Source organism: Paraburkholderia sp. SECH2 (assembly GCF_030464795.1).
Lineage (GTDB): Bacteria > Pseudomonadota > Gammaproteobacteria > Burkholderiales > Burkholderiaceae > Paraburkholderia > Paraburkholderia aspalathi.
In genome coordinates, this window is the sequence record NZ_JALPRH010000002.1 from 253,596 (window position 1) to 277,470 (window position 23,875).

23 protein-coding genes and 1 tRNA gene are annotated in these 23,875 nt (G+C 62.2%); 16 read left to right on the plus strand and 8 right to left on the minus strand.

Annotated features, from left to right (window positions below; genetic code table 11):
• Positions 1-51 precede the first annotated feature (51 nt).
• The gene (locus tag M0D66_RS05500; RefSeq protein ID WP_200564721.1) at positions 52-519 is read right to left on the minus strand and encodes a GNAT family acetyltransferase; all 468 of its coding nucleotides are present in this window, start codon (positions 517-519) and stop codon (positions 52-54) included.
• 18 nt (positions 520-537) lie between these two features.
• Positions 538-1,722 (minus strand): acetylornithine transaminase, encoded by a 1,185-nt coding sequence (locus tag M0D66_RS05505; RefSeq protein ID WP_211702033.1) that lies wholly within the window; start codon positions 1,720-1,722, stop codon positions 538-540.
• Positions 1,723-2,279: 557 nt separating this feature from the next.
• Here M0D66_RS05505 and M0D66_RS05510 point away from each other — a divergent pair.
• Positions 2,280-2,672 (plus strand): hypothetical protein, encoded by a 393-nt coding sequence (locus tag M0D66_RS05510; protein ID WP_211702034.1) that lies wholly within the window; start codon positions 2,280-2,282, stop codon positions 2,670-2,672.
• On the opposite strand, the gene M0D66_RS05515 is transcribed toward M0D66_RS05510, so the two are convergent.
• Positions 2,638-3,669, minus strand: a complete 1,032-nt coding sequence (locus M0D66_RS05515; RefSeq protein ID WP_266209278.1) for a CDP-6-deoxy-delta-3,4-glucoseen reductase — start codon at positions 3,667-3,669, stop codon at positions 2,638-2,640. The genes M0D66_RS05510 and M0D66_RS05515 overlap by 35 nt on opposite strands.
• 94 nt (positions 3,670-3,763) lie before the next feature.
• Between M0D66_RS05515 and M0D66_RS05520 the strand changes: the two genes are divergently transcribed.
• Positions 3,764-4,798: an NAD-dependent epimerase/dehydratase family protein gene (locus tag M0D66_RS05520; RefSeq protein WP_266209279.1), complete on the plus strand. Its 1,035-nt coding sequence runs from the start codon at positions 3,764-3,766 to the stop codon at positions 4,796-4,798.
• Between the two features lie 102 nt (positions 4,799-4,900).
• Here the strand turns inward: M0D66_RS05520 and M0D66_RS05525 are convergent, their stop codons facing one another.
• Positions 4,901-5,089, minus strand: a complete 189-nt coding sequence (locus tag M0D66_RS05525; protein ID WP_093638935.1) for a hypothetical protein — start codon at positions 5,087-5,089, stop codon at positions 4,901-4,903.
• A gap of 168 nt (positions 5,090-5,257) precedes the next feature.
• Complete coding sequence (locus M0D66_RS05530; RefSeq protein ID WP_211707087.1) at positions 5,258-5,968, minus strand: pseudouridine synthase; 711 nt, start codon at positions 5,966-5,968, stop codon at positions 5,258-5,260.
• A gap of 94 nt (positions 5,969-6,062) precedes the next feature.
• Between M0D66_RS05530 and M0D66_RS05535 the strand changes: the two genes are divergently transcribed.
• The 9 genes from M0D66_RS05535 (at position 6,063) to M0D66_RS05575 (ending at position 17,079) form a co-directional block, all read left to right on the plus strand.
• Positions 6,063-7,322 (plus strand): MFS transporter, encoded by a 1,260-nt coding sequence (locus M0D66_RS05535; protein WP_266209292.1) that lies wholly within the window; start codon positions 6,063-6,065, stop codon positions 7,320-7,322.
• 185 nt (positions 7,323-7,507) lie between these two features.
• Positions 7,508-8,473 carry a MurR/RpiR family transcriptional regulator gene (locus M0D66_RS05540; RefSeq protein WP_211702044.1) on the plus strand — a complete coding sequence of 322 codons (966 nt, stop codon included), beginning with the start codon at positions 7,508-7,510 and terminating at the stop codon, positions 8,471-8,473.
• Positions 8,470-9,462, plus strand: coding sequence for an isoaspartyl peptidase/L-asparaginase family protein (locus M0D66_RS05545; protein ID WP_266209293.1), 993 nt, complete (start codon positions 8,470-8,472; stop codon positions 9,460-9,462). The genes M0D66_RS05540 and M0D66_RS05545 overlap by 4 nt, the downstream gene beginning before the upstream one ends.
• 87 nt (positions 9,463-9,549) lie before the next feature.
• A complete protein-coding gene (locus M0D66_RS05550) occupies positions 9,550-11,472 on the plus strand; it encodes a dipeptide ABC transporter ATP-binding protein (protein WP_266209294.1) in 1,923 nt (640 codons plus the stop codon).
• A 118-nt stretch (positions 11,473-11,590) separates the two neighbouring features.
• Entirely contained in the window at positions 11,591-13,153 is a 1,563-nt protein-coding gene (gene gsiB / locus M0D66_RS05555) for a glutathione ABC transporter substrate-binding protein GsiB (RefSeq protein WP_211702049.1), read from the plus strand.
• Positions 13,154-13,261: 108 nt separating this feature from the next.
• The gene (gene gsiC, locus M0D66_RS05560) at positions 13,262-14,182 is read left to right on the plus strand and encodes a glutathione ABC transporter permease GsiC (RefSeq protein ID WP_266209295.1); all 921 of its coding nucleotides are present in this window, start codon (positions 13,262-13,264) and stop codon (positions 14,180-14,182) included.
• Between the two features lie 7 nt (positions 14,183-14,189).
• On the plus strand, positions 14,190-15,095 hold the full coding sequence (gsiD, locus tag M0D66_RS05565; protein ID WP_054037373.1) for a glutathione ABC transporter permease GsiD: 906 nt from the start codon (positions 14,190-14,192) through the stop codon (positions 15,093-15,095).
• A complete protein-coding gene (locus M0D66_RS05570; RefSeq protein ID WP_266209296.1) occupies positions 15,092-16,246 on the plus strand; it encodes a P1 family peptidase in 1,155 nt (384 codons plus the stop codon). The genes gsiD and M0D66_RS05570 overlap by 4 nt, the downstream gene beginning before the upstream one ends.
• A complete protein-coding gene (locus M0D66_RS05575; RefSeq protein ID WP_256455474.1) occupies positions 16,246-17,079 on the plus strand; it encodes a M55 family metallopeptidase in 834 nt (277 codons plus the stop codon). Before M0D66_RS05570 ends, M0D66_RS05575 begins: the two co-directional genes overlap by 1 nt.
• A 32-nt stretch (positions 17,080-17,111) precedes the next feature.
• Here the strand turns inward: M0D66_RS05575 and M0D66_RS05580 are convergent, their stop codons facing one another.
• Positions 17,112-18,065: an alpha/beta fold hydrolase gene (locus M0D66_RS05580; protein ID WP_266209297.1), complete on the minus strand. Its 954-nt coding sequence runs from the start codon at positions 18,063-18,065 to the stop codon at positions 17,112-17,114.
• Between the two features lie 214 nt (positions 18,066-18,279).
• Here M0D66_RS05580 and M0D66_RS05585 point away from each other — a divergent pair, with 214 nt between their 5' ends.
• Both M0D66_RS05585 and M0D66_RS05590 read left to right on the plus strand, forming a co-directional pair.
• Positions 18,280-19,665 (plus strand): amino acid permease, encoded by a 1,386-nt coding sequence (locus M0D66_RS05585; RefSeq protein ID WP_211702057.1) that lies wholly within the window; start codon positions 18,280-18,282, stop codon positions 19,663-19,665.
• 141 nt (positions 19,666-19,806) lie between these two features.
• Positions 19,807-20,031 carry a hypothetical protein gene (locus M0D66_RS05590; RefSeq protein WP_093638969.1) on the plus strand — a complete coding sequence of 75 codons (225 nt, stop codon included), beginning with the start codon at positions 19,807-19,809 and terminating at the stop codon, positions 20,029-20,031.
• A gap of 97 nt (positions 20,032-20,128) precedes the next feature.
• Here M0D66_RS05590 and M0D66_RS05595 read toward each other — a convergent pair.
• A tRNA-Leu gene (locus M0D66_RS05595) sits at positions 20,129-20,213 on the minus strand.
• A gap of 106 nt (positions 20,214-20,319) precedes the next feature.
• Positions 20,320-21,705, minus strand: a complete 1,386-nt coding sequence (gene hemN, locus M0D66_RS05600) for an oxygen-independent coproporphyrinogen III oxidase (RefSeq protein ID WP_266209299.1) — start codon at positions 21,703-21,705, stop codon at positions 20,320-20,322.
• A gap of 232 nt (positions 21,706-21,937) precedes the next feature.
• On the opposite strand from hemN, the gene M0D66_RS05605 reads away from it, so the two are divergent.
• The 3 genes from M0D66_RS05605 (at position 21,938) to M0D66_RS05615 (ending at position 23,866) form a co-directional block, all read left to right on the plus strand.
• Positions 21,938-22,267: a YkgJ family cysteine cluster protein gene (locus M0D66_RS05605; RefSeq protein ID WP_200618061.1), complete on the plus strand. Its 330-nt coding sequence runs from the start codon at positions 21,938-21,940 to the stop codon at positions 22,265-22,267.
• Positions 22,268-22,356: 89 nt separating this feature from the next.
• Complete coding sequence (locus tag M0D66_RS05610; RefSeq protein WP_266209300.1) at positions 22,357-22,950, plus strand: DUF1439 domain-containing protein; 594 nt, start codon at positions 22,357-22,359, stop codon at positions 22,948-22,950.
• A 79-nt stretch (positions 22,951-23,029) separates the two neighbouring features.
• A complete protein-coding gene (locus M0D66_RS05615; RefSeq protein ID WP_266209301.1) occupies positions 23,030-23,866 on the plus strand; it encodes an undecaprenyl-diphosphate phosphatase in 837 nt (278 codons plus the stop codon).
• The last annotated feature ends 9 nt before the right edge of the window (positions 23,867-23,875 follow it).

Sequence of the window (23,875 nt, forward strand, 5' to 3'; positions counted from 1 at the left end):
TGCGCGATCGAAGCGCATGCGGCCTTTTTCTATTCAGGCGATTGCCTGCGCCTAAGCCGCTGGCGTTTCCGCCAGTTCACCCAATCGTTTGCCGAGACTGATAACAGCATCCGCACGATACCCGAGCGCCTCATAGAACGCGCGCACATCGTCCTTCGCGGAGAGCACCTGCAAATTCAGCTTCGGGCATCCACGTTCGGTCAACGCGTTTTCGACATGGGCGACGAGGCGCGTGCCGATGCCGTGACGTCGCAACGATTCATCCACCGCGAGCGAATACAGCCAGCCTCGGTGCCCGTCATAACCGCCCATCACCGTGCCGACGATACGCTCGTCGAACACGGCGACAAAGAACAGTTCCGGCTGCGTCGCCAGCTTGTTGGCGATCGACAGATGCGGATTGCGCTGTGGTCTCGTCACGTCCCGATACTCGGGGAATGCTTCCTGCCACAGCGCGACCACGGCGTCGGTGTCGCTCGCTTCGAAGCGGCGGATCGATAGCGTTGCGGTCGTCGTCATACGCGCTTTCCTGTGTGATTACAGCGTGTCGAGAATCGAACGCAGCATCGCCATCATCTGGTCGATTTCTTCATTCGTGACGTTCAGTGCCGGCATGAAACGCAGCAGGTTCGGACGCGCCGCGTTCAGCAGCAGGCCGTCGGGCTGCATCAGGCGAGCCTTCTCGACGATCTGGTTGCCGATGTCCTTGCCGAGCAGCAGGGCGCGCAGTAGACCTTCACCGCGTTCGCCTTCGAAGCCGCGCTCTTCCGACAGTTCGAGCAGCTTGGCGCGCAGATATTCGCCGCGTGCACGCACGCCTTCGAGGAAGCCCGGCGCGGTCAGCTGCGAGATCACCGAGTAGCCGACCGCAGTCATCAGCGGATTGCCGTTGTAAGTACCGCCCTGGTCGCCTGCTTCGAACACGGCGATTTCAGCTTTGGCGAGCAGCGCCGCGAGCGGCACGCCCCCACCGATGCCCTTGCCGAGCGTCATGATGTCCGGCTCGATGCCCGACAGTTCATACGCGAACAAGGTGCCGGCACGGCCGCAACCGCTTTGCACTTCGTCGACGATCAGGAGCAGATTGTGTTTCTTGGTCAGCGCCCGCAGTTGCTGCATGAACTCGCGCGTGGCGGGAATCACGCCGCCTTCGCCCTGAATCGGCTCCAGCATTACCGCGACGGTCTTCGCATTGATCAGCTTTTCGACCGATGCGATGTCGTTCAGATCCGCCTTCGGGAAACCCGGCACTTGCGGTGCGTAGATCGTGTCCCAACCCGGCTTGCCGCTTGCCGACATGGTGGCGAGCGTGCGGCCGTGGAAGCTGTGATCGAACGTGATGATTTCGAACGCGCCGTCCTTGAACTTCTTGCCCCACTTGCGCGCGAGCTTGATTGCGCCTTCGTTCGCTTCGGCGCCGCTGTTCGCGAAGAACACCTTGTCGAAGCAGCTGTGCTGGGTGAGCAGTCCGGCGAGCTTCGCCATCGGCTCGTTGTAGAAGGCCGGCGACGGATTCAGCAGCAGCTTCGATTGCGTGTTGAGCGCTTCGATCATGCCGTCGTTGCAATGGCCGAGGCTGTTGACCGCCCAGCCCTGGATGAAGTCCAGATATCGCTTGCCGTTATTGTCGTAGAGCCACGAGCCCTTGCCGTGCGTGAAAACGATTTCGGGCCGGTTCGTGATGTACATCAGCGACTCGATCGGGTACTCATTGAAATTCATGACGGCAAGCTCCAGACAGCGGGGTGAAGGGTGAGTGAGCGGTTGGCCTCAAATGAAGCAGCGGCCGGTGAAAACAAAAAAAGCAAACAAAAAAGCCACGGCATGCCGTGGCTTTCATGATTCGAACTGCTTGCGCCGTTGTGCGGCGCGAATCCGTGACGAAGCCAGCGGCGCCCCTAAGGGAGCGGCGAGCGGCGACGTCGGAGTTCGGACTGGATGCGGTTCATGCGCGAAAGAATACGACAAGGAAAGCGCTGGTGTAAACCATGAATTTGCATTGGGCGGATATTTTTTGTCCGCAGCGGCAGACCAGGTTGTACGCCGATTATGAGATCGGCGGCTGACTAAAATGTGACATTGGCTGTTTGAGCAGCTGTCCGGCAGGGCGGAACAAGCCGGCATAAAGCGGTACAAACGGCCGCCAGAAATGCAAATGGGCGCTCAGGAGAGCGCCCATTTTCAATCAGGAAGCCGGGGGTCCGCCCATCCGAAGATAGCTGCCGACGCTGATCCCGACTTATCGCAAGCAATTCTAAAAGCACAGGAGCCAAAGGTCAATGAAGCACCTGACAGATGAAGAAATTACTGCAGTCGCCGCACTGCTTTCGGGCGAACGTCTCGGTACGTTTCAGGCAATGGCAGGCAGCACTCGTGCAGCCGTCGCTCTTCATCAGGAGATGTTGCAGCTTGCCGGTGCACTGATGAGCGTTACTGCGGTGGTCGAAATCGCACTGCGCAAGCTGCTCAAGCCAGAGCATGCGGCGCTAGAAAATCAGGCGCACGCGTTGCAGATCAGACTCGACGCGTTTGTCCGTGCAAATCATCCATGCGCAAAGCACGGCCATATGCATAGCCGTGCTTTCAGAACTCCGCTTCGCGAGCATCGACGCACCTGCGCCGATGCTACGCACTCCCTCAAACCGCGTTCGCCAGATCCGCCGCGCTCGTGAAGGAGTCCGCGTAGAACTCGTCTTCCGGCAGCCCATGATGCTGGGTGAAATCGCGCTGTGCCGACTCCACCATTACAGGTGCGCCGCACGCGTACACCTGATACGGCGACAGGTCCGGCAGATCCTCGATCACCGCGCGATGCACGAAGCCGACGCGACCCGTCCACGCGTCGCCCGCGTCCGGTTCCGACAGCACCGGCACGAACTTGAAGTTCGGAATCTCGCGAGCCCATTGCTCGGCGAGCTCGAGCAGGTACAGGTCCTTCTTGCGGCGCGCGCCCCAATAAAGCGTCATCGGCCGGTTCAGGTTCTTGAACACCGCGTGTTCGACGATCGCCTTCAGCGGCGCGAAGCCCGTGCCCGAGGCGAGCAGCACGATCGGCTTGTCCGAGTCTTCACGCAGGAAGAAGGTGCCGAGCGGGGCTTCGAAGCGCAGGATGTCGCGCTCTTTTATCGTGTTGAACACGTGGTCCGTGAATGCGCCGCCCGGCATATGACGGATGTGCAATTCGATCGGGCCTTCGTTGTGCGGCGCACTCGCCATCGAATAGCTGCGGCGTTTGCCGTCTTTCAGAATGAATTCGAGGTACTGGCCGGCCAGATATTGCAGACGCTCGTTAGCGGGCAATTGCAGCTTCAGCACGACGACATCGTCGGCCTTGCGCTCGATCGCGTTCACTCGGCACGGCAGTTTCTTGACCTGCACGTCGCCTACGCCGGCTACTTCGCGGATATCCACTTCGAGATCGGAGCAGGCCGTCGCGCAGCAGAAGAGGGCCATGCCGCGCGTCTTTTCGTCGTTCGACAAAGCCGACGACGAATGCTGACGCTGTTCGATCTGACCGCTGACCACGGTGCCTTTGCATGAGCCGCAGGCGCCGTTCTTGCAGCCGTACGGCAGACCAATGCCCTGGCGCAAGGCCGCGATCAGGACCGGTTCGTCCTGTTCCACCTGAAACTGCCGGCCGCTTTGCCGGAGCGTGACGTTAAATGCCATAGAGTGTTCGAAATCGAAAAGTCGGTAATCGTTATCGGACCCGCTGTGCAACTGTGCGGTACCTGCCGCGCTTGACGGCTACAATGCGTCCACCATGAAAGCGACACGAAATTTACGCCGGCCGCGCGTGTTGATTGTTGGCTGCGGGGACGTTGGCATGCGCTGCGTGCCCCTGTTGCGGCCACACGCGCATGTCTTCGCGCTCACCAGCCACGCCGAGCGCGGTGCCGAATTGCGCGCCGCCGGCGTCACGCCGCTGGTCGGCGACCTCGACGCGCGCCGCAGCCTGAAACGGCTTGCCGGCCTCGCGCCGACGGTGCTGCATCTCGCGCCACCGCAAAAGACCGGCGACGATGACCGCCGCACCCGCGCTTTGCTCGCTACGTTGAGCACACGCCGTGATCGGGCGATGCGCGCCGCGCGCGGCGCGGTGGCGCCGGTAGGGCGGCTGCGCCGCGAGTTGCGCAACATGAGTGCCTCATGGGCGGAATCTGAAGCAGCCAATATTGTACCCGACAGGGTGCGCTGGACCGCCGCTCCGCAAGTGCCTGTGAGGCTGGTGTACGCGAGCACGACAGGCGTGTACGGCGATTGTGGCGGCGCGTGGATCGACGAGACGCGCGCGCCGCAGCCGGCCAATGCACGCGCCAAACGGCGCGTCTCGGCCGAGCGGCAATTGCGGCGCGCCACCGCGCGAGGTGTGGTCGCTGCCAGCATCGCGCGGATTCCGGGCATCTATGCAAGCAACCGCCTGCCGCTCGCGCGGCTGGAAAAGCGCACTCCTGCCCTGATCGACGCCGACGACGTCTACACCAACCATATCCACGCCGACGACCTGGCCGCGATCCTCGTGCGTCTCGCGACACATGGGCGGCCGGGGCGCGTGATTCACGCGTCCGACGATACGTCGCTGAAAATGGGAGAGTACTTCGATGCGGTGGCCGATGCGTTCGGCCTCGAGCGCGCGCCTCGCATCACGCGCGCGGAGGCGGAGCAGCAGATCGAGCCGACCTTGCTGTCCTTCATGCGTGAATCGAGGCGGCTCGTGAATCGGCGCCTCAAAGAAGAGTTGCGCGTGCGCTTGCAATATCCGAGTGTCGAGGATTTTTTCGCGAAGCGTGGAAATTGAAAACGCGTCGGCAGGCGGCGCGTTTTTAAGGTATTCAGCCGAGGGCAAATCAAATGCTCGCGGCGCCAGGCATGACCCGGTCAGACTCCCTGCCGCGCTGGCTTAAGTCAGCGCCGGCAATGCCTCCAGCAACAGGAAACACAGCATGGCGCCGATCAGCGCGCCGATCAGGTTCGGATGATATTTGTGCCGCAGCCGCATCATGACCAGCAGTCCGCCGACCAGGACGATCCCGAGACACGTGAAAGCAATCATCACGGTCGAAATTTGAATAGTGTCGTGGATGACCATGGCGCCCCTCCCTGAGACCTTTGTAGTCTTCGTTTAAACGAGTATAGAGCGACTTGTAAGGAAGAGCATGCTGCGATGCAGCGTGCAATCAGGTGTCCGCGAGAGCCTATGTGTGGGGGCGCACACGATTCTCCTGACGCATCAAGGCTCTAAAGGGATCCTACCTGTTTACCCGCTCCGTAAAGATCCGAGGTCGGTTTCGTCGAGCCATTGCCACGCACCTTCCGCGAGCGTCGCGGGCAATGCGAGTCCACCGATCCGTTCGCGATGCAGCGCTTCGCACCGGTTGCCCGCTGCCGCGATCATCCGCTTGACCTGGTGATACTTGCCTTCCATCACGGTGAGGGCCAGCGCGTGCTCACCGCGCGCCTCGGCGTCGACGGCGACGATCGGCTTGGGCTCGCCGTGCAGCAAGACGCCGTCGCGCAAGGCATGCAACTGGGCGTCGTCGATGGGATGACGCGTGGTCGCGATATACAGCTTCGGCACTTTGCGTTTCGGCGACGTGAACATATGCACGAACTTGCCGTCGTCGGAGAGCAGCAGGAGGCCGGTCGTGTCCTGATCGAGGCGGCCCACGCACTGCACGCCACGTTCGGCGAACTGCGGCGGCAGCAGGCTGAACACGCTCAGATGATGCTGCGGATCGCGCGAACATTCGTAGCCGGCAGGTTTGTTCAGCAACAGATAGGCGTGCTCGCGATACGGCCAGACGGCCCCGTCCACGCTGAAGCAGAACGTGTTGTCGTCGGTTGGGAAATCGGCGTCGGCATCGGCGCAGACGGAGCCGTCGATGCTCACGCGGCCGTCGCCGATCAGCGCCCGGCATTGGCGGCGCGAGCCGAAACCTTGTGTGAAGAGGATGCTTTCGAGATTCATGGCGAGCGAAGAATAACACCGCAAGAAGCGGAGCGCCGCGCCGCGCCTTAGCGACCACGATGGTCTTTCCCCATCCCGTCGCAGGAGTTCATCGATGCACGCCGCTTCCTCTTCGTCGTCTTCATCCGCGCTTCGTCTGCCGGCCGCATTCCAGCGGCTCGCATGGTCGAATCTGGTCGCGCAATCCGCTGAGCAGATCAGCCTTGCCGCCGCGCCGCTCGTCGCCGTGTTCGCGCTCGGCGCCAGCGCACGCGAGACCGGTCTGCTGCAAACCGCGCAGACCTTGCCGTTCCTGTTGTTGTCGATTCCGCTCGGCGTATGGGCCGACCGCCGCTCGCGCCGCACGTTGATGACGCTCGCCGAAAGCGTGCGCGTGATCGCAATGTTGTGCGTGCTGCTGCTCCTGATGACGCATGCGCTGAGCTTGCCGCTGCTCGCCGCGCTCGGCTTCATTGCTGCGACCGGCACGGTTGCCTACAACGTCGCTGCGCCTTCGCTGGTGCCGTCGATCGTGCCGCGCGAGGCATACGCCCAGGCCAACGGCCGGCTCGAACTGGCGCGCAGCGTCGCGTATTCGGCGGGACCGGCACTCGGCGGACTGCTGGTTGGCTGGATTGGCGCGGGATGGGCGTATGGCTGCGCGGCCGGGCTATCGGCGCTGGCCGTCGCCTTGCTCGCGGGGCTGCGCGAACCGCCGCGAGCAGCTGCTCCCCAGCGTCATTTCCTGCTGGAACTGCGTGACGGTACGCGCTTCGTGCTGCGCGACGCGCTGCTGCGTCCGATGCTCGCTACCGCGATCTTCTTCAACCTCGGTTTCTTCGTGCTGCAGGCGGTGTATGTGCCGTACGCCGTGCATCGCTTGGGCTTGAGCGCTTCGATGGTCGGTGTGACGCTCGGCGCGTATGGCGTCGGCATGGTGTGCGGCGCGCTCGCTGCACCGGCCATCGCGCGGCGTCTCGCGTTCGGTCGCGTGCTGATCATCGGACCGTCGTGCGGTTTACTTGCCTCGCTCGTGATGGTGGCGACGATCGTCACGCCGTCGTTCTGGCTCGCGATGCTGAGCTTCTTCCTGCTCGGCGCCGGACCGATTTTGTGGGTGGTCGGCTCGAGCACGCTGCGTCAAGCGATCACACCTGAACGGATGATGGGCCGCGTCTCGGCGCTCAACAGCACCGCGACCTATGGTGCGCGGCCGCTGGGCGCGTTGCTCGGTGCGGCGATCAGCGCGCGCTGGGGAATGGACGCGTGTCTGGTCGCTGCTGCAGCGGCTTTCCTTGTGCAGGCGTTGATCATCGTCATGTCGCCGGCGGCGCGGCTCGCGCATATTCCTGAAGGCGCAGCAGTCGCGCAATGAAAACTGGTTTTCATCGGATGGCATGCGCTGCGTGCCAAGGCAGGTGCGGGCGTCCGTGAAAACCCTCGAAAATGAAAATGAATTTTTTTCGGCGAAATTTCTATGTAAATATACTTTCATGCATTTTGCTTGCACCCCCCGAATGAAGTCCTCTTTGAGGGCAGTTACCAGGCCGCCTTGCTCGCATGATCCATCACTCGTCCGTTGCTTCGAACCCCGCCGAGCAGGCCATCGCCACGCGCATCGCCGCTGCGATGCCGACCCTCACGCCGATTCATCGGCGCATGGGCGAATACGTGCTGGCGAATCTGTTCCGTGCGGCGACCATGCGAATCGACGAACTGGCAAGTGTGGTCGGTGCGTCGGTGGCGACGGCGAATCGCTTCGCCCGCGCGCTCGGCTTTGACGGTTATCCGCAGTTTCGGGAAGCGCTTGTACGCGGTTTCGAAGCGACGCTCGCGCCGGTAGAGCGGCTGCGTAGCGCGCAGGAATCGCTTGCTTCCGGCGACGATGTGATTGACGCGTCGCTCGAACAGGCCGCAACCAATCTGCAATCCACTCGCTCAGCGATCGACAGCGCCGCCGCCGAGGCCGCCGTAGAAGCGATCATCTCCGCGCGTCGCGTCTTTGTGCTCGGCGCGGGTTCGAGCGCGTTCCTCGCCGGCTTGATGGAGCACGGCCTGATGCCGTATCACGACAACGTGCAGTCGCTCGCGTTAGTCGGCGGACCCTCGCATGCCGCGCGGCGTCTGTTCGCTTCGAATGAAGGCGATCTGGTGATCGGGATCGTGTTTCCGCGTTACGTCGAAGACACAATCGAACTTGCGCGGCGTGCGGCAAGTCGCGGGGCGCGCGTGCTCGCTTTGACCGACGGCCCGCGCTCGCCGCTCGCGCAATTCGCCGATCTCTCGCTCTATATCCGCTCTGAACGGCGACTTGCGGCCAATGCTGATGCCGCCGTGCTGGCCGTTATCGAAGCGCTGTGCGACGCGGTCGCCTACCGGGCGAAACGCTCGGTGAAGGCCGCCGCCGAAGTCACCGAATTCGTGCTGCCGTGGCTTACCGATCCGCAAGCTGCTGTCGCCAGCACAAGCGAGCAGTCTGTGAACGCTTCCACTCGCATTCCCCGCACTACCAAAGCCAAAAAATGAACCCCAACGCAGTCATTGCCATTCACGGCGGGGCAGGCACGATCCTGCGCGCGTCGATGTCGGCCAGCGCCGAAGCCGACTATCACGCTGCCTTGCACGCTGTGCTGAGCGCCGGACAGCGCGTACTCGCCGACGGCGGCAGCGCGCTCGACGCCGTTAGCGAAGCCGTCCGTCTGCTCGAAGACTGCCCGCTCTTCAACGCAGGCCGCGGCGCGGTCTACACAGCGGCCGGCACGCATGAACTCGACGCGGCCATCATGGACGGCAGCACGCTCGACGCCGGCGCAATCTGCTGCGTGACGCGCGTACGCAATCCGATTCTGGCAGCGCGCCGCGTACTCGAACGCAGCGAACACGTGCTGTTCACGGGCGCAGGCGCCGAAGCCTTCGCGGCCGCGCAAGGACTCGAATTCGTCGAGCCCGAGTATTTCCATACCGAAGCGCGTCATCGCCAATGGCAACTCGCACGCGGTCAGAAGCGCGCAATGCTCGATCATGACGGCGCGACGCTGGCCTCCGCGCCATCGTCGAGCGACGACGATCCCACGCCGCACGAGCCGATCGATCCGAATCGCAAGTTCGGCACGGTCGGCGCGGTCGCGCTCGACCAGCATGGCCACGTTGCAGCCGCGACATCGACAGGCGGCGTCACCAACAAGCAGGTGGGCCGGGTCGGCGATACGCCGCTGATCGGCGCGGGTTGTTACGCGGACGACGCAACCTGCGCGGTCTCAACCACTGGTTCTGGCGAGATGTTCATGCGCATGGTGGCGGCCTACGACGTGGCGGCGCAGATGGCGTACCGCAACGTCTCGCTCGAAGAAGCTGCGCAAGACGTGGTGATGAACCGCTTGCCGAAGATCGACGGACGCGGTGGCCTGATCGCCGTCGATGCACGCGGCAACGTCACGCTGCCGTTCAACACCGAGGGCATGTATCGCGGTTTCGCACGGATCGGCGAGTCGCCGGTGACGGCGATCTATCGCTGATGCGGTCTTGCTGCGTCGTCGCTCGAACTGCCGCTTAAGTTTTCGTTTGAATCACCGTTAGCCGCGTCCGAATCCAAAGGAACCATCGTGCCGACTTCATCGCACACCGCTCGTCCGCTTATCGAAACCTTGCCGCCGCAACGCGTGCTTGCGGTCGACAATCTGTCGGTCGCATTCCGCAGCGGCGACAAGACCGTCAACGCGGTGCGCAATCTCTCGCTGACGGTCGAGCGTGGCGAGACGCTGGCGATCGTCGGCGAATCGGGCTCAGGCAAATCGGTGACATCGCTCGCGTTGATGCGGCTGATCGAGCATGGCGGTGGGCGCCTTGCCGGCGGCAGCATCGCTTTCCGGCGCCGCGACGGCAGCGTGCTCGACCTCGCGAAAGCGTCGTCCGGCACGATGCGTTCGATTCGCGGCGCCGACATCGCGATGATCTTCCAGGAGCCGATGACCTCGCTGAATCCGGTGTTCACGGTAGGCGACCAGATCAGCGAAGCGATTGCACTGCATCAAGGCAAGAGCCGTTCTGCCGCGCACGCCGAAACGCTGCGTCTGCTCGAACTCGTACGCATTCCGGAAGCGCGCCGGGTGGCCGCACGTTTTCCGCATCAGCTGTCCGGCGGTATGCGCCAACGCGTGATGATCGCGATGGCGTTGTCGTGCAAGCCCGCACTACTGATCGCCGACGAGCCGACCACCGCGCTTGACGTCACGATCCAGGCGCAGATCCTGCAATTGATTCGCGGCTTGCAGGACGAGATGAACATGGGCGTGATCTTCATCACGCACGACATGGGTGTGGTGGCCGAGGTGGCCGATCGCGTGCTGGTGATGTATCGCGGCGAGAAAGTGGAAGAGGGGGCGTCGGATACGCTGTTCGCCGCGCCGTCGCATCCTTATACGAAAGCATTGCTTGCGGCGGTCCCGCGCCTTGGCGCGATGCAGGGCACCGATCAGCCCGCCAAGTTTCCGATTCTGACCGTCGAGCAGGCGGCGCTGACCGGCACCGACGATGCCGTTCGTCCGGCAGCCGCCGTCGCACAAGAAACCCAACCGTTGATCCACGACAGCACGCCGCCGATTCTGCGCGTGCGCGATCTGGTCACGCGCTTTCCGGTCAAGAGCGGCGTGTTCGGGCGGTTGACCGGCCGCGTGCATGCGGTCGAGAAAGTCAGCTTCGATCTGCGCCCGGGTGAAACGCTCGCGCTGGTCGGCGAATCGGGTTGCGGTAAATCGACGACGGGCCGTTCATTGCTGCGCCTCGTCGAAAGCCAGAGCGGCTCGATCGAATTCGACGGCAAGGAAATCAGCTCGCTCACCGGCCCTGCGTTGCAAGCGTTGCGCCGCAATATCCAGTTTATTTTTCAGGACCCGTTTGCTTCGCTGAATCCGCGCTTGACGGTCGGCTTCTCGATCATGGAGCCGCTGCTCGTGCACGGCGTCGCTCAAGGCGCCGAAGCACAAGCGCGCGTGGCGTGGCTGCTCGAAAAGGTTGGCCTGCCACGCGAGGCCGCAGGGCGCTATCCGCACGAATTTTCGGGCGGACAACGGCAACGCATCGCGATTGCGCGTGCGCTGGCATTGAATCCCAAAGTCGTCATCGCCGACGAATCCGTCTCCGCACTGGACGTCTCCGTGCAGGCGCAGATCGTCAACCTGATGCTCGATCTGCAACGCGAACTGGGCGTTGCGTATCTGTTCATTTCGCATGACATGGCGGTGGTGGAGCGTGTCAGCCATCGCGTGGCGGTGATGTATCTCGGCCAGATCGTCGAGATCGGCCCGCGCCGCGCGGTGTTCGAAGCGCCGCAGCACCCGTACACGAAGAAGCTGATGGGCGCGGTGCCGGTCGCCGATCCGGCGCGCCGTCACGCGAAACGCATGCTCGCCGCCGATGAGATTCCGAGCCCGATCCGCGCGCTAAACGACGAACCGAGCGTGGCGCCGCTGATTGCGGTCGGACCGGATCATTTCGTGGCGCAGCATCGGGTCGGGGGCGCTTACTAGACGCGATAGATGCCGCGTACCCGTGCGCAGAACTGAACCACGCACTAAGCCTGAAGCAAAAACCATTTTCTCTCGCAGCACATAACCCTGTTTCAATTCGCAGCCTGGAGCCAACCTCATGAACCTGCTGGTCCCGTCTTCTCCGTTTCGTTTGCGCGCGCTGGTCAGCGGCGGCGCGGTGGTGTTCGCGATGCTCGCGGGCAGTGTGGCGCACGCCGATACCACGGCCGTGATGGCTGTTGCGTCGACCTTCACGACGCTCGATCCATACGATGCGAACGACACGCTGTCGCAAGCCGTCGCCAAGTCGTTCTATCAAGGCCTGTTCGGTTTCGACAAGGACATGAAGCTGGTCAACGTGCTAGCCGATAGCTACGAAGCGAGTCCGGATGCCAAGGTCTACACGTTCAAGCTGCGTCATGGCGTGAAGTTCCAGGACGGTACCGACTTCAACGCCGCCGCAGTGAAAGCGAACTTCGACCGCGTGACTGATCCGGCGAACAAGCTCAAACGCTACAACATGTTCAACCGTATCGAGAAGACCGAAGTGGTCGATCCGTACACGGTGAAGATCACCTTGAAGGCGCCGTTCTCGGCGTTCGTCAACGTACTGGCGCATCCGTCGGCGGTGATGATTTCGCCTGACGCGCTGAAGAAGTACGGCAAGGACATCGCGTTCCACCCGGTCGGCACAGGTCCGTTCGAACTGGTGAAATGGGACCCGGCTGGCGACCTGACCGTGAAGAAGTTCGCGGGCTACTGGAAGAAGGGCTACCCGAAGGTCGATGCGATCGACTGGAAACCGGTGGTCGACAACAACACACGTGCTGCGTTGATGCGCACTGGTGAAGCGGACTTCGCGTTCCAGGTGCCGTTCGAACAGGCGGCGCAATTGCAGTCGAGCCCGAAGGTCGATCTGATTGCTTCGCCGTCGATCATCCAGCGCTATATCAGCATGAACGTCAACCAGAAGCCCTTCGACAATCCGAAGGTGCGTGAAGCGCTGAACTACGCGGTCAATAAGGATGCGCTGATCAAGGTCGCGTTTGCCGGGTACGCGACGCCGGCTGAGGGCGTGGTGCCGCAAGGCGTCGAGTACGCGACGAAGCTCGGCCCCTGGCCGTACGATCCGGCGAAGGCGCGTGAACTGCTGAAGGAAGCGGGTTATCCGAACGGTTTCGAAACGACATTGTGGTCCGCGTATAACTACTCGACGGCGCAGAAGGTGATTCAGTTCGTGCAGCAGCAACTCGCGCAAGTCGGCATCAAGGCGCAGGTCGAAGCACTCGAAGCAGGTCAACGCGTCGCCAAGGTGGAAAGCGCGCAGGATCCGGCAACCGCTCCTGTGCGCATGTACTACGCGGGCTGGTCGTCGTCGACGGGTGAAGCGGACTGGGCGATCACGCCGCTGCTCGGATCGGTCTCGTTCCCGCCGAAGATGGTCAACACCGCGTACTACAAGAACGACACGGTCGATACCGATCTGAAGCAGGCGCTCGAAACCACCGACCGCACGCAGAAGGCCGCGCTCTACACCGACGCGCAAAAACGCATCTGGGCCGACGCGCCGTGGATCTTCCTCGTTAAGGAAAAGGTCGTGTTCGCGCGCAGCAAGCGCTTGTCGGGCGCCTATGTCGCGCCGGACGGCTCGTTCAATTTCGACGAGATCGCGATCAAGTGATGAGCCGACCGTTCGGCGCCGTGTGTTCTTCACGAACGCACGGGCCGGACAGTCGCGTACTGCTCTGAAAGATCTTTCGTTGCCCGCATCATTGCCGGATTGGGTTTCATGCTGAACTTCCTCGTCAAACGTATCTTTGGCCTGCTGCCGACGCTCTTCATCGTCGCCGTGCTGGTGTTCCTGTTCGTGCATCTGTTGCCCGGTGATCCGGCGCGCCTCGCAGCCGGTCCCGAAGCAGATGAGGCGACCGTTGCACTGGTGCGTGCCGATCTCGGCCTCGATAGGCCGATGCCGCAGCAGTTCGCCAACTTCTTCGTGAAGATCGCGCACGGCGACTTCGGCACGTCCACGCGCAGCAAGCGGCCGGTCAGCCAGGAAATCGGCGAGCGCTTTATGCCGACGTTGTTGCTTACGCTCGCGAGCATGGTCTGGGCGGTGGTGCTCGGCATGGGCATCGGCATCGTCTCGGCCGTGTGGCGCAATCGCTGGCCGGACCGGCTTGGCATGACGCTCGCGGTGTCGGGTATTTCGTTTCCCGCATTCGCGCTCGGCATGCTGCTGATGGAAATCTTCTCAGTGAAACTCGGCTGGCTTCCGATTGTCGGCGACGGGTCGTGGAAGAGTTACGTGCTGCCGTCGCTCACGCTTGGTGCAGCAGTGGCGGCGGTGATGGCGCGCTTCACGCGTGCTTCGTTCGTCGAAGTGATGAATGAAGATTTCGTGCGTACCGCACGCGCCAAGGGCGTGCCGGAACGGCTCGTCATCATCAAACACTGCTTGCGCAACGCGATGATTCCCGTCATCACGATGATGGGGCTGCAATTCGGCTTTCTGCTGGGCGGCTCGATCGTGGTCGAAGTGGTATTCAACTGGCCGGGGCTCGGGCGCTTGCTGGTGGATGCCGTGGCGATGCGCGACTACCCGGTGATTCAGGCGGAAGTGCTGTTGTTCTCGCTTGAGTTCATCATCATCAACCTGGTTGTGGACGTGCTGTACGCCGTCATCAACCCGACCATCCGTTTCAAGTGAGGCCCGCATGAGCATCTCAGCCACCGAGGCGAATGCGGCCAAGGCCGCTCTCGTAGAAAACGCGATCCGCACACCGTGGAGTGAATTCTGGCGCAAATTCCGTAAGCAGCATGTGGCGCTGGGCGCCGGCATTTTCGTGCTGCTGCTGGTTGCGGTTGCGATTCTCGCGCCGCATATCGTGCCGTACGATCCGGAAAATTTCTTCGACTACGACGCGTTGAACGCGGGGCCATCGGCGGCGCACTGGTTCGGCGTCGATTCGCTGGGCCGCGATATTTTCAGCCGCATTCTGGCGGGTTCGCGTATTTCGCTCGAGGCCGGTTTTCTGTCGGTGGCGATCGGCGCGGTGATCGGTACGTTCTTCGGTTTGCTGGCCGGTTACTACGAAGGCTGGTGGGACCGCATCACCATGCGTGTCGCCGATGTGCTGTTTGCCTTCCCCGGCATTCTGCTGGCGATCGGTGTGGTCGCGATTCTCGGCAACGGCATGATCAATGTGATTTGCGCGGTGGCGATCTTCAGCATCCCGGCATTTGCGCGGCTCGTGCGCGGCAATACGCTGATGCTTAAACAACTCACCTATATCGAAGCGGCGCGCAGCATCGGCGCATCGGACTGGACCATCATCGTGCGGCATATTCTGCCGGGGACGATTTCGTCGATCGTGGTGTACTTCACGATGCGGATCGGTACGTCGATAATCACGGCGGCGAGCCTGTCGTTTCTCGGACTCGGCGCGCAACCGCCAATGCCGGAGTGGGGCGCGATGCTCAACGAAGCGCGCGCGGATATGGTTACGGCGCCGCATATCGCGCTGTTCCCGAGTCTGGCGATTTTCCTCACTGTGCTGGCATTCAATCTGCTCGGCGACGGTTTGCGCGATGCGCTCGACCCGAAGCTCGACCGGCCATGAGTTTTACCGAAACTGCCGATGAGAACGCGCCGCATATCGGCGTGTTACCGAGTGGCCCACGTGGAACGATTGCCGACGTAGAAGGCGTGACGGTCGGACATTGCACGCTGGATGAAGGCGTTGTGCAAACCGGCGTGACTGTGATTCGTCCGCATTGTGGCGATCCTTTTGCGAGCAAGGTGCCTGCTGCGGCGTCGGTGATCAACGGGTTTGGAAAGAGCATTGGGCTCGTGCAGGTTGAGGAGCTCGGCGTGCTGGAGACGCCCATTGCGCTGACCAATACCTTTGGCGTCGCTGCTGTCGCACAAGCGCAGATTCGTGCGGCTATTCAAGGCAATCCGAAAATCGGACGCGAATGGTCGACGGTCAATCCGCTGGTGTTCGAATGTAATGATGGGTACCTGAACGATATTCAGGCTTTAGCGGTAAGCGAACGGCATTACAGCGACGCGTATGAGGCTGCAAGCGTCGACGTTGCGAGCGGTTCGGTTGGCGCAGGCCGCGGTATGTCCTGCTTCGATCTGAAGGGTGGTATCGGCAATGCGTCGCGTGTTGTTGACGTAGCAGGGCAGACTTATACGGTCGGCGCGCTGGTGCTGGCGAACTTTGGTCGCCTGCCGATGCTGACGATCGACGGCACGCCGCTCGGTCGCGTGCTCGCCGAACGCGCAGCCAAAGCTGTCGCCGCTGGCGCGGCGACCTTAGCAACTTCGGCGAGCGCAGAGACCTCGGTGAACTCAGCGGCCTCAGCGACATCAGCGCCACACTCAAAACCCGAACAAGGCTCGATCATCATGATCGTCGCCACCGACGCGCCGCTCGACGCTCGTCAACTCAAACGCCTGTCATTGCGCGCCGCGGCCGGTCTCGCACGAACCGGTTCGGTGTACGGCCACGGCAGCGGCGACATCGCGTTGGCGTTTTCGACGGCCTACACCGTGCCGCACGAATCCGACTTCGTTGCCTTGCCGCCCATGCTCGCCGACGCACGCCTCGATCCCCTATTCCGTGCCTGCGCGGACAGCGTCGAGCAAGCGATCGTCGATGCGCTATGGAGCGCCACGTCGGTGACGGGCCGCGACGGCCATCGTCGCCTGTCGCTGCACGACGCCGCCCCCGACCTCGCTCAACTTCTCAAGCAATCTTCCTGATGAAAGTCCTGATTTCCGTCGACATCGAAGGCGTGGCTGGCGTGTTCCATCCTGAACAAACGCGCGCGGGCAACGGCGAATACGAAGCCGCGCGCCGCTGGATGACGCTCGAAGCCAACGCGGCGATCGAAGGCGCGTTCGCGGGTGGCGCGACGCACGTGTGGGTCAACGATTCGCATGGCGGCTTTCGCAACCTGCTGCCCGATCTGCTCGATGCGCGTGCCCAGATCGTGCTCGGCAAACCACGCACGCTTGGCATGATGGCTGGCCTTGAATACGGCGCGGCGCTGGTGTTCATGATCGGCTACCACGCGAGGTCGCAAACGCACGGCATCCTCGCGCACACGATCAACAGCTTCGCGTTCGCGCGTGTTTCGCTAAACGGCGTCGAAGTCGGCGAGGCAGGGTTGTATGGAGCGCTGGCGGAAGAATATGGTGCACAGGTAGCGCTTTTATCCGGCGACGATGTATTCGCCGAGGAAACCGCGCCGCGCTTTCCCGGCGCGCATTTCGTGGTCACCAAGAGCGCAACGGGGCATGCGAGCGGCGTCACGCAAACACCGGCAAGCGCTCGCGACGCGATCGAAATTGCCGCGCGCGAAGTGGTGCGGCACTACATCGACAAGGGTCATGCGCCGCAAGCCACGCGCGCTGCCGCGAAGCCCGTCGAATGCGAGTTGCGCGTGCAAACTACTGCACTTGCCGATCTGTTCTGCCAATGGCCGACGCTCACACGCGTCGACGCCGTCACGTTGCGTTTTAGTGCGGAGTCTGCCGAACATGCGGTGCGCATGCTGAACTGCCTGTCGGCGATGTCGTTCATGCTGCGCTGAGCCGTGTGACGGATGGCGTGACCGGCGACAGCCTACTGTTGCCGGCTCAGCTCCCGCGCTGCCCGATCGATCACATCCGCAACCGCGCCAGCATGCGACACCGGCACGAGATGGCTCGATGAGATCGGCACGATCTTCGCACCCATCCGGTTGGCCATGAACTGTTCGACTTCAGGCGATATCGCGCGATCCCTCGTCGTCACGATGTACCACGAAGGCTTTTCTCTCCACGCCACCTGGCTGACCGTTTCGCTGAAGGCACGGGCGGAGATCGGCTGTTGCGCGGCGGAGAGCACGCGCGTCAGATTCTCGGGCACGTCGGCGGCGAAGTCGGCGTGGTATTTGCTGCGGTCAAGCCAAAGAAAGCCTGTGGAATCCGCGGTGATGGCTTGACCCGCTGGCGCCGGCGCCGCGCGTTTCATCAGGTCCATTGTCGATTCGTGCAGGTCCGGTGCAATCGCCGCCACATAGACGAGACCGGCGACGTTCGGCGCGTTCGCACCCGCTTCGGTGATCACGACACCGCCCCATGAATGTCCTACGAGGATGGTCGGGCCATCCTGGCGCGCGAGAACACGGCGGGTGGCGGCGACATCGTCGGCCAGCGACGTGAGCGGGTTCTGCACCGAACTCACGTGATAACCCTTCTGCTGCAATTTCGCGACGACACCGTTCCAGCTCGACCCGTCGACGAACGCGCCATGAACCAGCACGACGTTGCGCACGGGGCCGGTCATCGGTGCTGCGGGTGCTTTGGCGGCGGTCGCTTTTGGAGCGGCAGGCGTGGGGACGGCGGCGGGAGTCGCAGGCATTGCGGCCGGCGCCGCGGGCGGCTCCGGTGCTTCCGGTGCGCTCGATTCCATGCCCGGCATGTCGGCCGGCTCGGCGGCGGGTTCTGCCGTGGGCGCCGCGGTTTGCGCGAGGGCACCCGCCGCAGCGAAGCTGAGACACAAAGCAGCGGCGCAAAGCAAACGTTTGGGCGACATGTTGAATCTCCGAAGGCAAAAACCTCGACTAGGGCAACATACAGAAGCCCCACGCCAGTGACAATCACTATCCTCGCCGTTAAGTGCGGCGCAGAACCAAGCGCGGGTTGCTCCCACTATTTAGGTAATATCGGCCGCGGTAAAATTTCAGGTTCTGCCGGGGCAGACCATAAGTCTGATCGGGCGATCGATATCCATACACTGGGGCGCAATTTTGAATAGTGCACAGCAGCAAGACGGCCTGAAGCGCGGGCTTAAGAATCGTCACATCCAGCTGATCGCGCTGGGCGGGGCGATCGGCACGGGCCTGTTTCTCGGCTCCGCCAGCGTGTTGAAGGCCGCCGGCCCGTCGATGATTCTCGGCTACGCGATCGGCGGCATCATCGCGTTCATGATCATGCGCCAACTCGGCGAAATGGTCGCGCAGGAACCGGTTGCCGGTTCGTTCAGCCACTTCGCGTACAAGTATTGGGGTGATTTCCCCGGCTTTCTGTCCGGCTGGAACTACTGGGTGCTGTACGTGCTCGTGAGCATGGCCGAGCTGACCGCTGTTGGCACCTACGTGCACTACTGGTGGCCGGGCGTGCCTACTTGGGTATCGGCGCTGGTGTGCTTCGCCGTCATCAACGCAATCAATCTCGCCAACGTCAAAGCATACGGCGAAACCGAATTCTGGTTTGCGATCATCAAGGTGGTGGCGGTGATCGGCATGATCCTGTTCGGCGGCTATCTGCTGATCAGCGGCCATGGTGGTCCGCAAGCGTCGATCACCAATCTCTGGGCCGACGGCGGCTTTTTCCCGCACGGTTTTCATGGCCTGTTCATGATGCTCGCGGTCATCATGTTTTCGTTCGGCGGCCTCGAGTTGATCGGCATTACGGCTGCTGAAGCGGCCGATCCGCAAAAGAGCATTCCGAAGGCCGTGAATCAGGTGATCTACCGGATTCTGATTTTCTACATCTGCTCGCTGGCGGTGCTGCTTTCGTTGTATCCGTGGAATCAGGTGGCGGCCGGCGGCAGCCCGTTCGTGATGATCTTCTCGCAGATCGGCTCGACACTGACCGCGAACATCCTCAACGTGGTGGTGCTGACCGCAGCGCTCTCGGTCTACAACAGCGGCGTCTATGCGAATAGCCGCATGCTCTACGGTCTTGCGGAACAGGGCAACGCACCGCGCGCGCTGATGAAGGTCGACCGGCGCGGCGTGCCGTATATGGCAATTGGTTTGTCGGCGCTCGCCACGTTCACCTGCGTGATCATCAACTATCTGATTCCGGCCGAAGCGCTTGGCCTGCTGATGGCGCTGGTGGTGGCCGCGCTGGTGTTGAACTGGGCGCTGATCAGCCTGACGCATCTGAAGTCGCGCAAGGCGATGGTGGCGGCGGGCGAGACGCTCGTGTTCAAGTCGTTCTGGTTCCCAGTCAGCAACTGGATCTGCCTCGCTTTCATGGCGCTGATCCTCGTGATTCTGGCAATGACGCCGGGCCTGTCGGTTTCGGTATGGCTCGTGCCCGCGTGGCTGGTCGTGATGTGGCTTGGCTACGTGTTCAAGTGCCGGCGTGCAGCGACGCATGGCGGCGCACAGGTGGCAGGGCGGTAAGGCGGGGAGTGGGCACCGGCGCTGTTGGCGTCGGACCGCCCAATATCGAGAAGAGCTTCAATATGCGGCCGAACGTCACATATTGCTTAAGCAATTATTGCCTAAGCTGATAAGTGCAATGTCGCACGTCAGGAGCCGAATATGAACACCACCATCGAACACGACGCACGTCTGGAATTGTTGCTGTCGATCGCGCATGAAACGCTCGGCATCGCGACGTTCGAACTGAGCGGCAAGCCGAGCGCCGATTTACGCATCGTGCGTGTCGATAGTCTCGCGCGAGCGCTGGAAGCGGCCTACGACGCCGGCCTCATGGTCGGTCATCGAGTGAGCTCGAATAAATGTCCGGCTGACCATCTTCAGTAGTGCGCTTTAGCCGCTTTGCAGAAGACAACAAAAAACCCCGCGCAGCATGACTGGGCGGGGTTTTCTGATCTTTATACGGTACTGCTGGAATTTCTTTTGGTGCCCAGGGCCGGAATCGAACCGGCACGCCTTGCGGCGGGGGATTTTGAGTCCCCTGCGTCTACCAATTTCACCACCTGGGCAGGTCTTGCAGCGCACGCGCCAGAGTATGGCTCGCGGCGAAGACGCAGATTATGGCGGAAAATTCGACGACGGGCAAGCCGGTCGCTTTCTTCGCATACCCAGCCGTCAAACCGTGCGTGAAAATCGTTCGAGCGCCTGCTGACCGAGATAGCGGTCGAACACCATCGCGATGTTGCGCACGAGCATGCGTCCGGCAATTTGCACCTCGAGCTTGCTGTTGCTTACCGACAGCAGCCCGTCCTGCTCGAAGCCTCGCAAGCGCTCCAGTTCCGGTTCGAACGTGTCGGCAAAGCGGATGCCGTACGCGGCTTCGAATTCGTCGAAGCGCAGTTCCAGATTGCACATCAATTGCGTGATCACATCGCGACGCAGACGGTCGTCCGCAGTGAGGCGCACGCCGCGTGTGATCGCGAGCTTGCCCGCATCGATTGCCGCGGCGTAGCCCGGCAGGTCCTTGATGTTCTGCGCGTACACGTCGCCGACTTTACCGATCGACGACGCGCCGAAGCCGATCAGATCGCATTCCGCTCGCGTGCTGTACCCCTGGAAATTCCGATGCAACGTGCGCTGCGCTTGTGTGCGCGCGAGTTCGTCGGTGGGCAGCGCGAAGTGATCCATGCCGATGTAGACGTAGCCCGCGTCGGTCAGACGCTCGACCACCCTTTGCAGGATCGCAAGGCGCACGGCAGGTGAGGGTAGCGTGGCCTCATCCATCTGCCGTTGCATCTTGAATAGCTGTGGCATGTGCGCATACGCGAACACCGAAAGACGATCGGGTGCGAGTGCGATCATCGTGTCGAGTGTGCGGCTGAAGCTATCGACCGTTTGATGCGGCAGTCCGTAAATCAGATCGACGCCGATCGAGTGGTAGCTCGTATCACGCGCGGCTTGCATCACCGACGCAGTCATCTCGAGCGGCTGAATGCGATTGATCGCCTGCTGCACCACCGGATCGAAATCCTGTACACCGAGACTGAGCCGGTTGAAGCCGAGTGTGCGCAAATGCGCAATGGTCTCGGGCGACGCTTCGCGCGGATCGACTTCGATCGAATACTCGCCTTCAGTATCGGGCAGCAACGTGAAGTGCTCGCGCGCTGCGGCCATGAGTTCCGCCATTTCATCGTGCGACAGGAACGTGGGCGTGCCGCCGCCCCAGTGCAATTGCGAAACGGGGCGTCGCGTGTCGAAACACGTGGCCTGCAAAGCCATTTCACGCTTCAGATGCTCGACATAGGGACGCGCGTGCGCGCGGTTCTTTGTGGCGACCTTGTTGCAACCACAGTAGAAGCACACGGTGTCGCAAAAGGGGATGTGGAAGTACAGCGAGAGATCGGTGGCAGAGGAGCCTGGGTCCGCCGCGGCGCGCAGATAGTCGGCGGGATCGAAATCGTCGCGGAACTGCAAGGCCGTTGGATAGGACGTATACCGTGGACCGTTCGCGCTGTATTTGGTGAGCAGGTCGGGGCGGAATAGCGTGTTGGCGGTGGTCATGGGGCGCTCGGGTTTGACGGCCACCCTTGAAGAGGCACGAGCCGGAGGATTCTCGGGACCGGTTCGAACAGCGCAAACGCCTCTTGAGCGTGGCCTTTCGTATCCAGCAAGTTTACGTGAGCGACCCTTCGCGTAATTGTGTAAAAAGGTCGCACGAGATGCGATGGCACAATGCGGGTCTGGCGCTGCGTTGTATGTTGTATTGCCTGTTTTCGAGTTCAGGAAAAATGTCGTGAGTGATGTGCCGAACAGCGTTGTGAAGCGCGAGTCCCCGTTCCATGTGGCCGGTCATGCGTGCCGCCCCGATTGCGGCGCGTGCTGTATCGCGCCGTCGATTTCGAGCCCGATCCCCGGCATGCCGAATGGCAAACCGGCGGGCGTGCGCTGCGTGCAACTCGGCGATGATCTGCGCTGCGCGATCTTCGGTCAGCCGGAGCGGCCGGCGTGCTGTTCCGGTCTGCAACCGCAGACGGAGATGTGCGGCACGAGCCGCAGCGAGGCGCTCGCTTGGCTCACCCAGCTTGAAACGCAGACTCAACCGCAACTGGCGGTACGCCAATAGCGCGCGGGAACGATTCCGTCACGTCACCCATCCGAACAAACAACCCAACGCAACCGCATGCTCGAGAAGGCTTCCACAGGAGATTTCGCATGACTCGACCCGCTGCGCCGACCCGGCGCCGCTTCCTGCTTGCCGCGCTGACAGGCTGCACCGCGCTTGGCATCACCGTGTCGCTGGCGGCCTGCGCGACATTGACTTTCCCGTTCATCCCCTCGCATTACACGTTCTCGCAGCAGCAGGTGCAGGATGCGGTGCAGCGCAAATTCCCGTATCAGCGGACGGTTTCGCAAGTGTTCGACGTCGCGCTAACCAACCCGGTGGTCGGCTTCCTGCCGGACGCGAACCGCGTCTCGGTGAAGCTCGACGCCCGGCTCGCGAGCCCATTCATGCCGCAACCGGTGGACGGCGTATTCACACTGTCGAGCGAGTTGGCTTACGACGCCGCCAGCAAATCGGTCGTGCTGAAGTCGCCGAGCGTCGACAACGTCAGCGTGAGCGGTCAGGCCCAGGCCTACACACAGCAGATCAACGCCGCCGCGGCCGTGCTCGCCACGCAGTTGCTGACCAACTATCCGATCTACACCTTCAAGCCTGAACAGCTGCAATTTGCCGGGGTGAATTACGAACCCGGTACAATCACCATCCTTACAAACGGCATACGCGTGCAAATCGTCGAGAAATGACGCTGCGCGCGGCCGGCAGGGCCGCGTACACCGTGCCGCCCCTGTTCGTTTCGGCTATCTATAACAACGAGGGTCACGGATGGACTGGCTATTGGCTTGCAAGGCGCTGATTCTGGGCGTCGTCGAAGGGCTGACGGAATTTTTGCCGGTGTCGAGTACCGGCCATTTGATCGTCGCGGGCAGTCTGCTCAATTTCACGGATGAACACGCGAAAACCTTCGATGTCGTGATCCAGCTCGGCGCGATTCTGGCCGTGTGCTGGGAGTTTCGGCGCCGTATCGGCAGCGTGGTGGTCGGCTTGCCCAGCCGGCCCGACGCAAGGCGCTTTACGCTGAATGTGATCATCGCGACGATTCCGGCGGTTGTGCTCGGCCTGCTGTTCGAGAAGGCCATCAAGGCGGCGCTGTTTTCGCCCGTGCCGGTCGCGTTCGCGTTAGTGGCGGGCGGGGTTGTGATTCTGTGGGCGGAAGCACGTCAGCGTGCGCGAGGCGACGTGGCGGCACGTGTTCAGAACGTCGACGATTTGAGCCCGCTAGATGCGTTGAAAGTCGGCCTCGCTCAATGTTTTGCGTTGATCCCGGGCATGTCGCGCTCGGGTTCGACGATCATCGGCGGGATGCTGTTCGGTCTCGACCGGCGCGTTGCTACGGAGTTTTCTTTCTTCCTCGCGATTCCGATCATCTTCGGCGCGACGGCTTACGAGCTCTATAAAGACTGGCATCTGCTGTCCATCGACGCGCTTGGCAGTTTCGCGCTCGGCTTCTTGGCGGCCTTCATCAGCGCGTTCGCCTGCGTGCGCTGGCTGCTGCGCTACATCGCCGCGCACGATTTCACCGTGTTCGCGTGGTACCGGATCGCCTTCGGACTGTTGATCCTGCTGGTGGGTTACAGCGGCGCGTTGAGCTGGGCGGACTGAGTCTCCGCA

What these genes read in the sequence shown, in the direction of transcription:
- M0D66_RS05510 (WP_211702034.1), top strand. Translation starts at nt 2,280, where the DNA reads ATGAAGCACCTGACAGATGAAGAAATTACTGCAGTCGCCGCACTGCTT.
- M0D66_RS05590 (WP_093638969.1), top strand. Translation starts at nt 19,807, where the DNA reads ATGAACACCACCATCGAACACGACGCACGTCTGGAATTGTTGCTGTCG.
- M0D66_RS05570 (WP_266209296.1), top strand. Translation starts at nt 15,092, where the DNA reads ATGAGTTTTACCGAAACTGCCGATGAGAACGCGCCGCATATCGGCGTG.
- M0D66_RS05515 (WP_266209278.1), bottom strand. Translation starts at nt 3,669, where the DNA reads ATGGCATTTAACGTCACGCTCCGGCAAAGCGGCCGGCAGTTTCAGGTG.
- M0D66_RS05520 (WP_266209279.1), top strand. Translation starts at nt 3,764, where the DNA reads ATGAAAGCGACACGAAATTTACGCCGGCCGCGCGTGTTGATTGTTGGC.
- gsiB (WP_211702049.1), top strand. Translation starts at nt 11,591, where the DNA reads ATGAACCTGCTGGTCCCGTCTTCTCCGTTTCGTTTGCGCGCGCTGGTC.
- gsiC (WP_266209295.1), top strand. Translation starts at nt 13,262, where the DNA reads ATGCTGAACTTCCTCGTCAAACGTATCTTTGGCCTGCTGCCGACGCTC.
- M0D66_RS05500 (WP_200564721.1), bottom strand. Translation starts at nt 519, where the DNA reads ATGACGACGACCGCAACGCTATCGATCCGCCGCTTCGAAGCGAGCGAC.
- M0D66_RS05535 (WP_266209292.1), top strand. Translation starts at nt 6,063, where the DNA reads ATGCACGCCGCTTCCTCTTCGTCGTCTTCATCCGCGCTTCGTCTGCCG.
- hemN (WP_266209299.1), bottom strand. Translation starts at nt 21,705, where the DNA reads ATGACCACCGCCAACACGCTATTCCGCCCCGACCTGCTCACCAAATAC.
- M0D66_RS05530 (WP_211707087.1), bottom strand. Translation starts at nt 5,968, where the DNA reads ATGAATCTCGAAAGCATCCTCTTCACACAAGGTTTCGGCTCGCGCCGC.
- M0D66_RS05615 (WP_266209301.1), top strand. Translation starts at nt 23,030, where the DNA reads ATGGACTGGCTATTGGCTTGCAAGGCGCTGATTCTGGGCGTCGTCGAA.
- M0D66_RS05575 (WP_256455474.1), top strand. Translation starts at nt 16,246, where the DNA reads ATGAAAGTCCTGATTTCCGTCGACATCGAAGGCGTGGCTGGCGTGTTC.
- M0D66_RS05525 (WP_093638935.1), bottom strand. Translation starts at nt 5,089, where the DNA reads ATGGTCATCCACGACACTATTCAAATTTCGACCGTGATGATTGCTTTC.
- M0D66_RS05610 (WP_266209300.1), top strand. Translation starts at nt 22,357, where the DNA reads ATGACTCGACCCGCTGCGCCGACCCGGCGCCGCTTCCTGCTTGCCGCG.
- gsiD (WP_054037373.1), top strand. Translation starts at nt 14,190, where the DNA reads ATGAGCATCTCAGCCACCGAGGCGAATGCGGCCAAGGCCGCTCTCGTA.
- M0D66_RS05580 (WP_266209297.1), bottom strand. Translation starts at nt 18,065, where the DNA reads ATGTCGCCCAAACGTTTGCTTTGCGCCGCTGCTTTGTGTCTCAGCTTC.
- M0D66_RS05545 (WP_266209293.1), top strand. Translation starts at nt 8,470, where the DNA reads ATGAACCCCAACGCAGTCATTGCCATTCACGGCGGGGCAGGCACGATC.
- M0D66_RS05505 (WP_211702033.1), bottom strand. Translation starts at nt 1,722, where the DNA reads ATGAATTTCAATGAGTACCCGATCGAGTCGCTGATGTACATCACGAAC.
- M0D66_RS05540 (WP_211702044.1), top strand. Translation starts at nt 7,508, where the DNA reads ATGATCCATCACTCGTCCGTTGCTTCGAACCCCGCCGAGCAGGCCATC.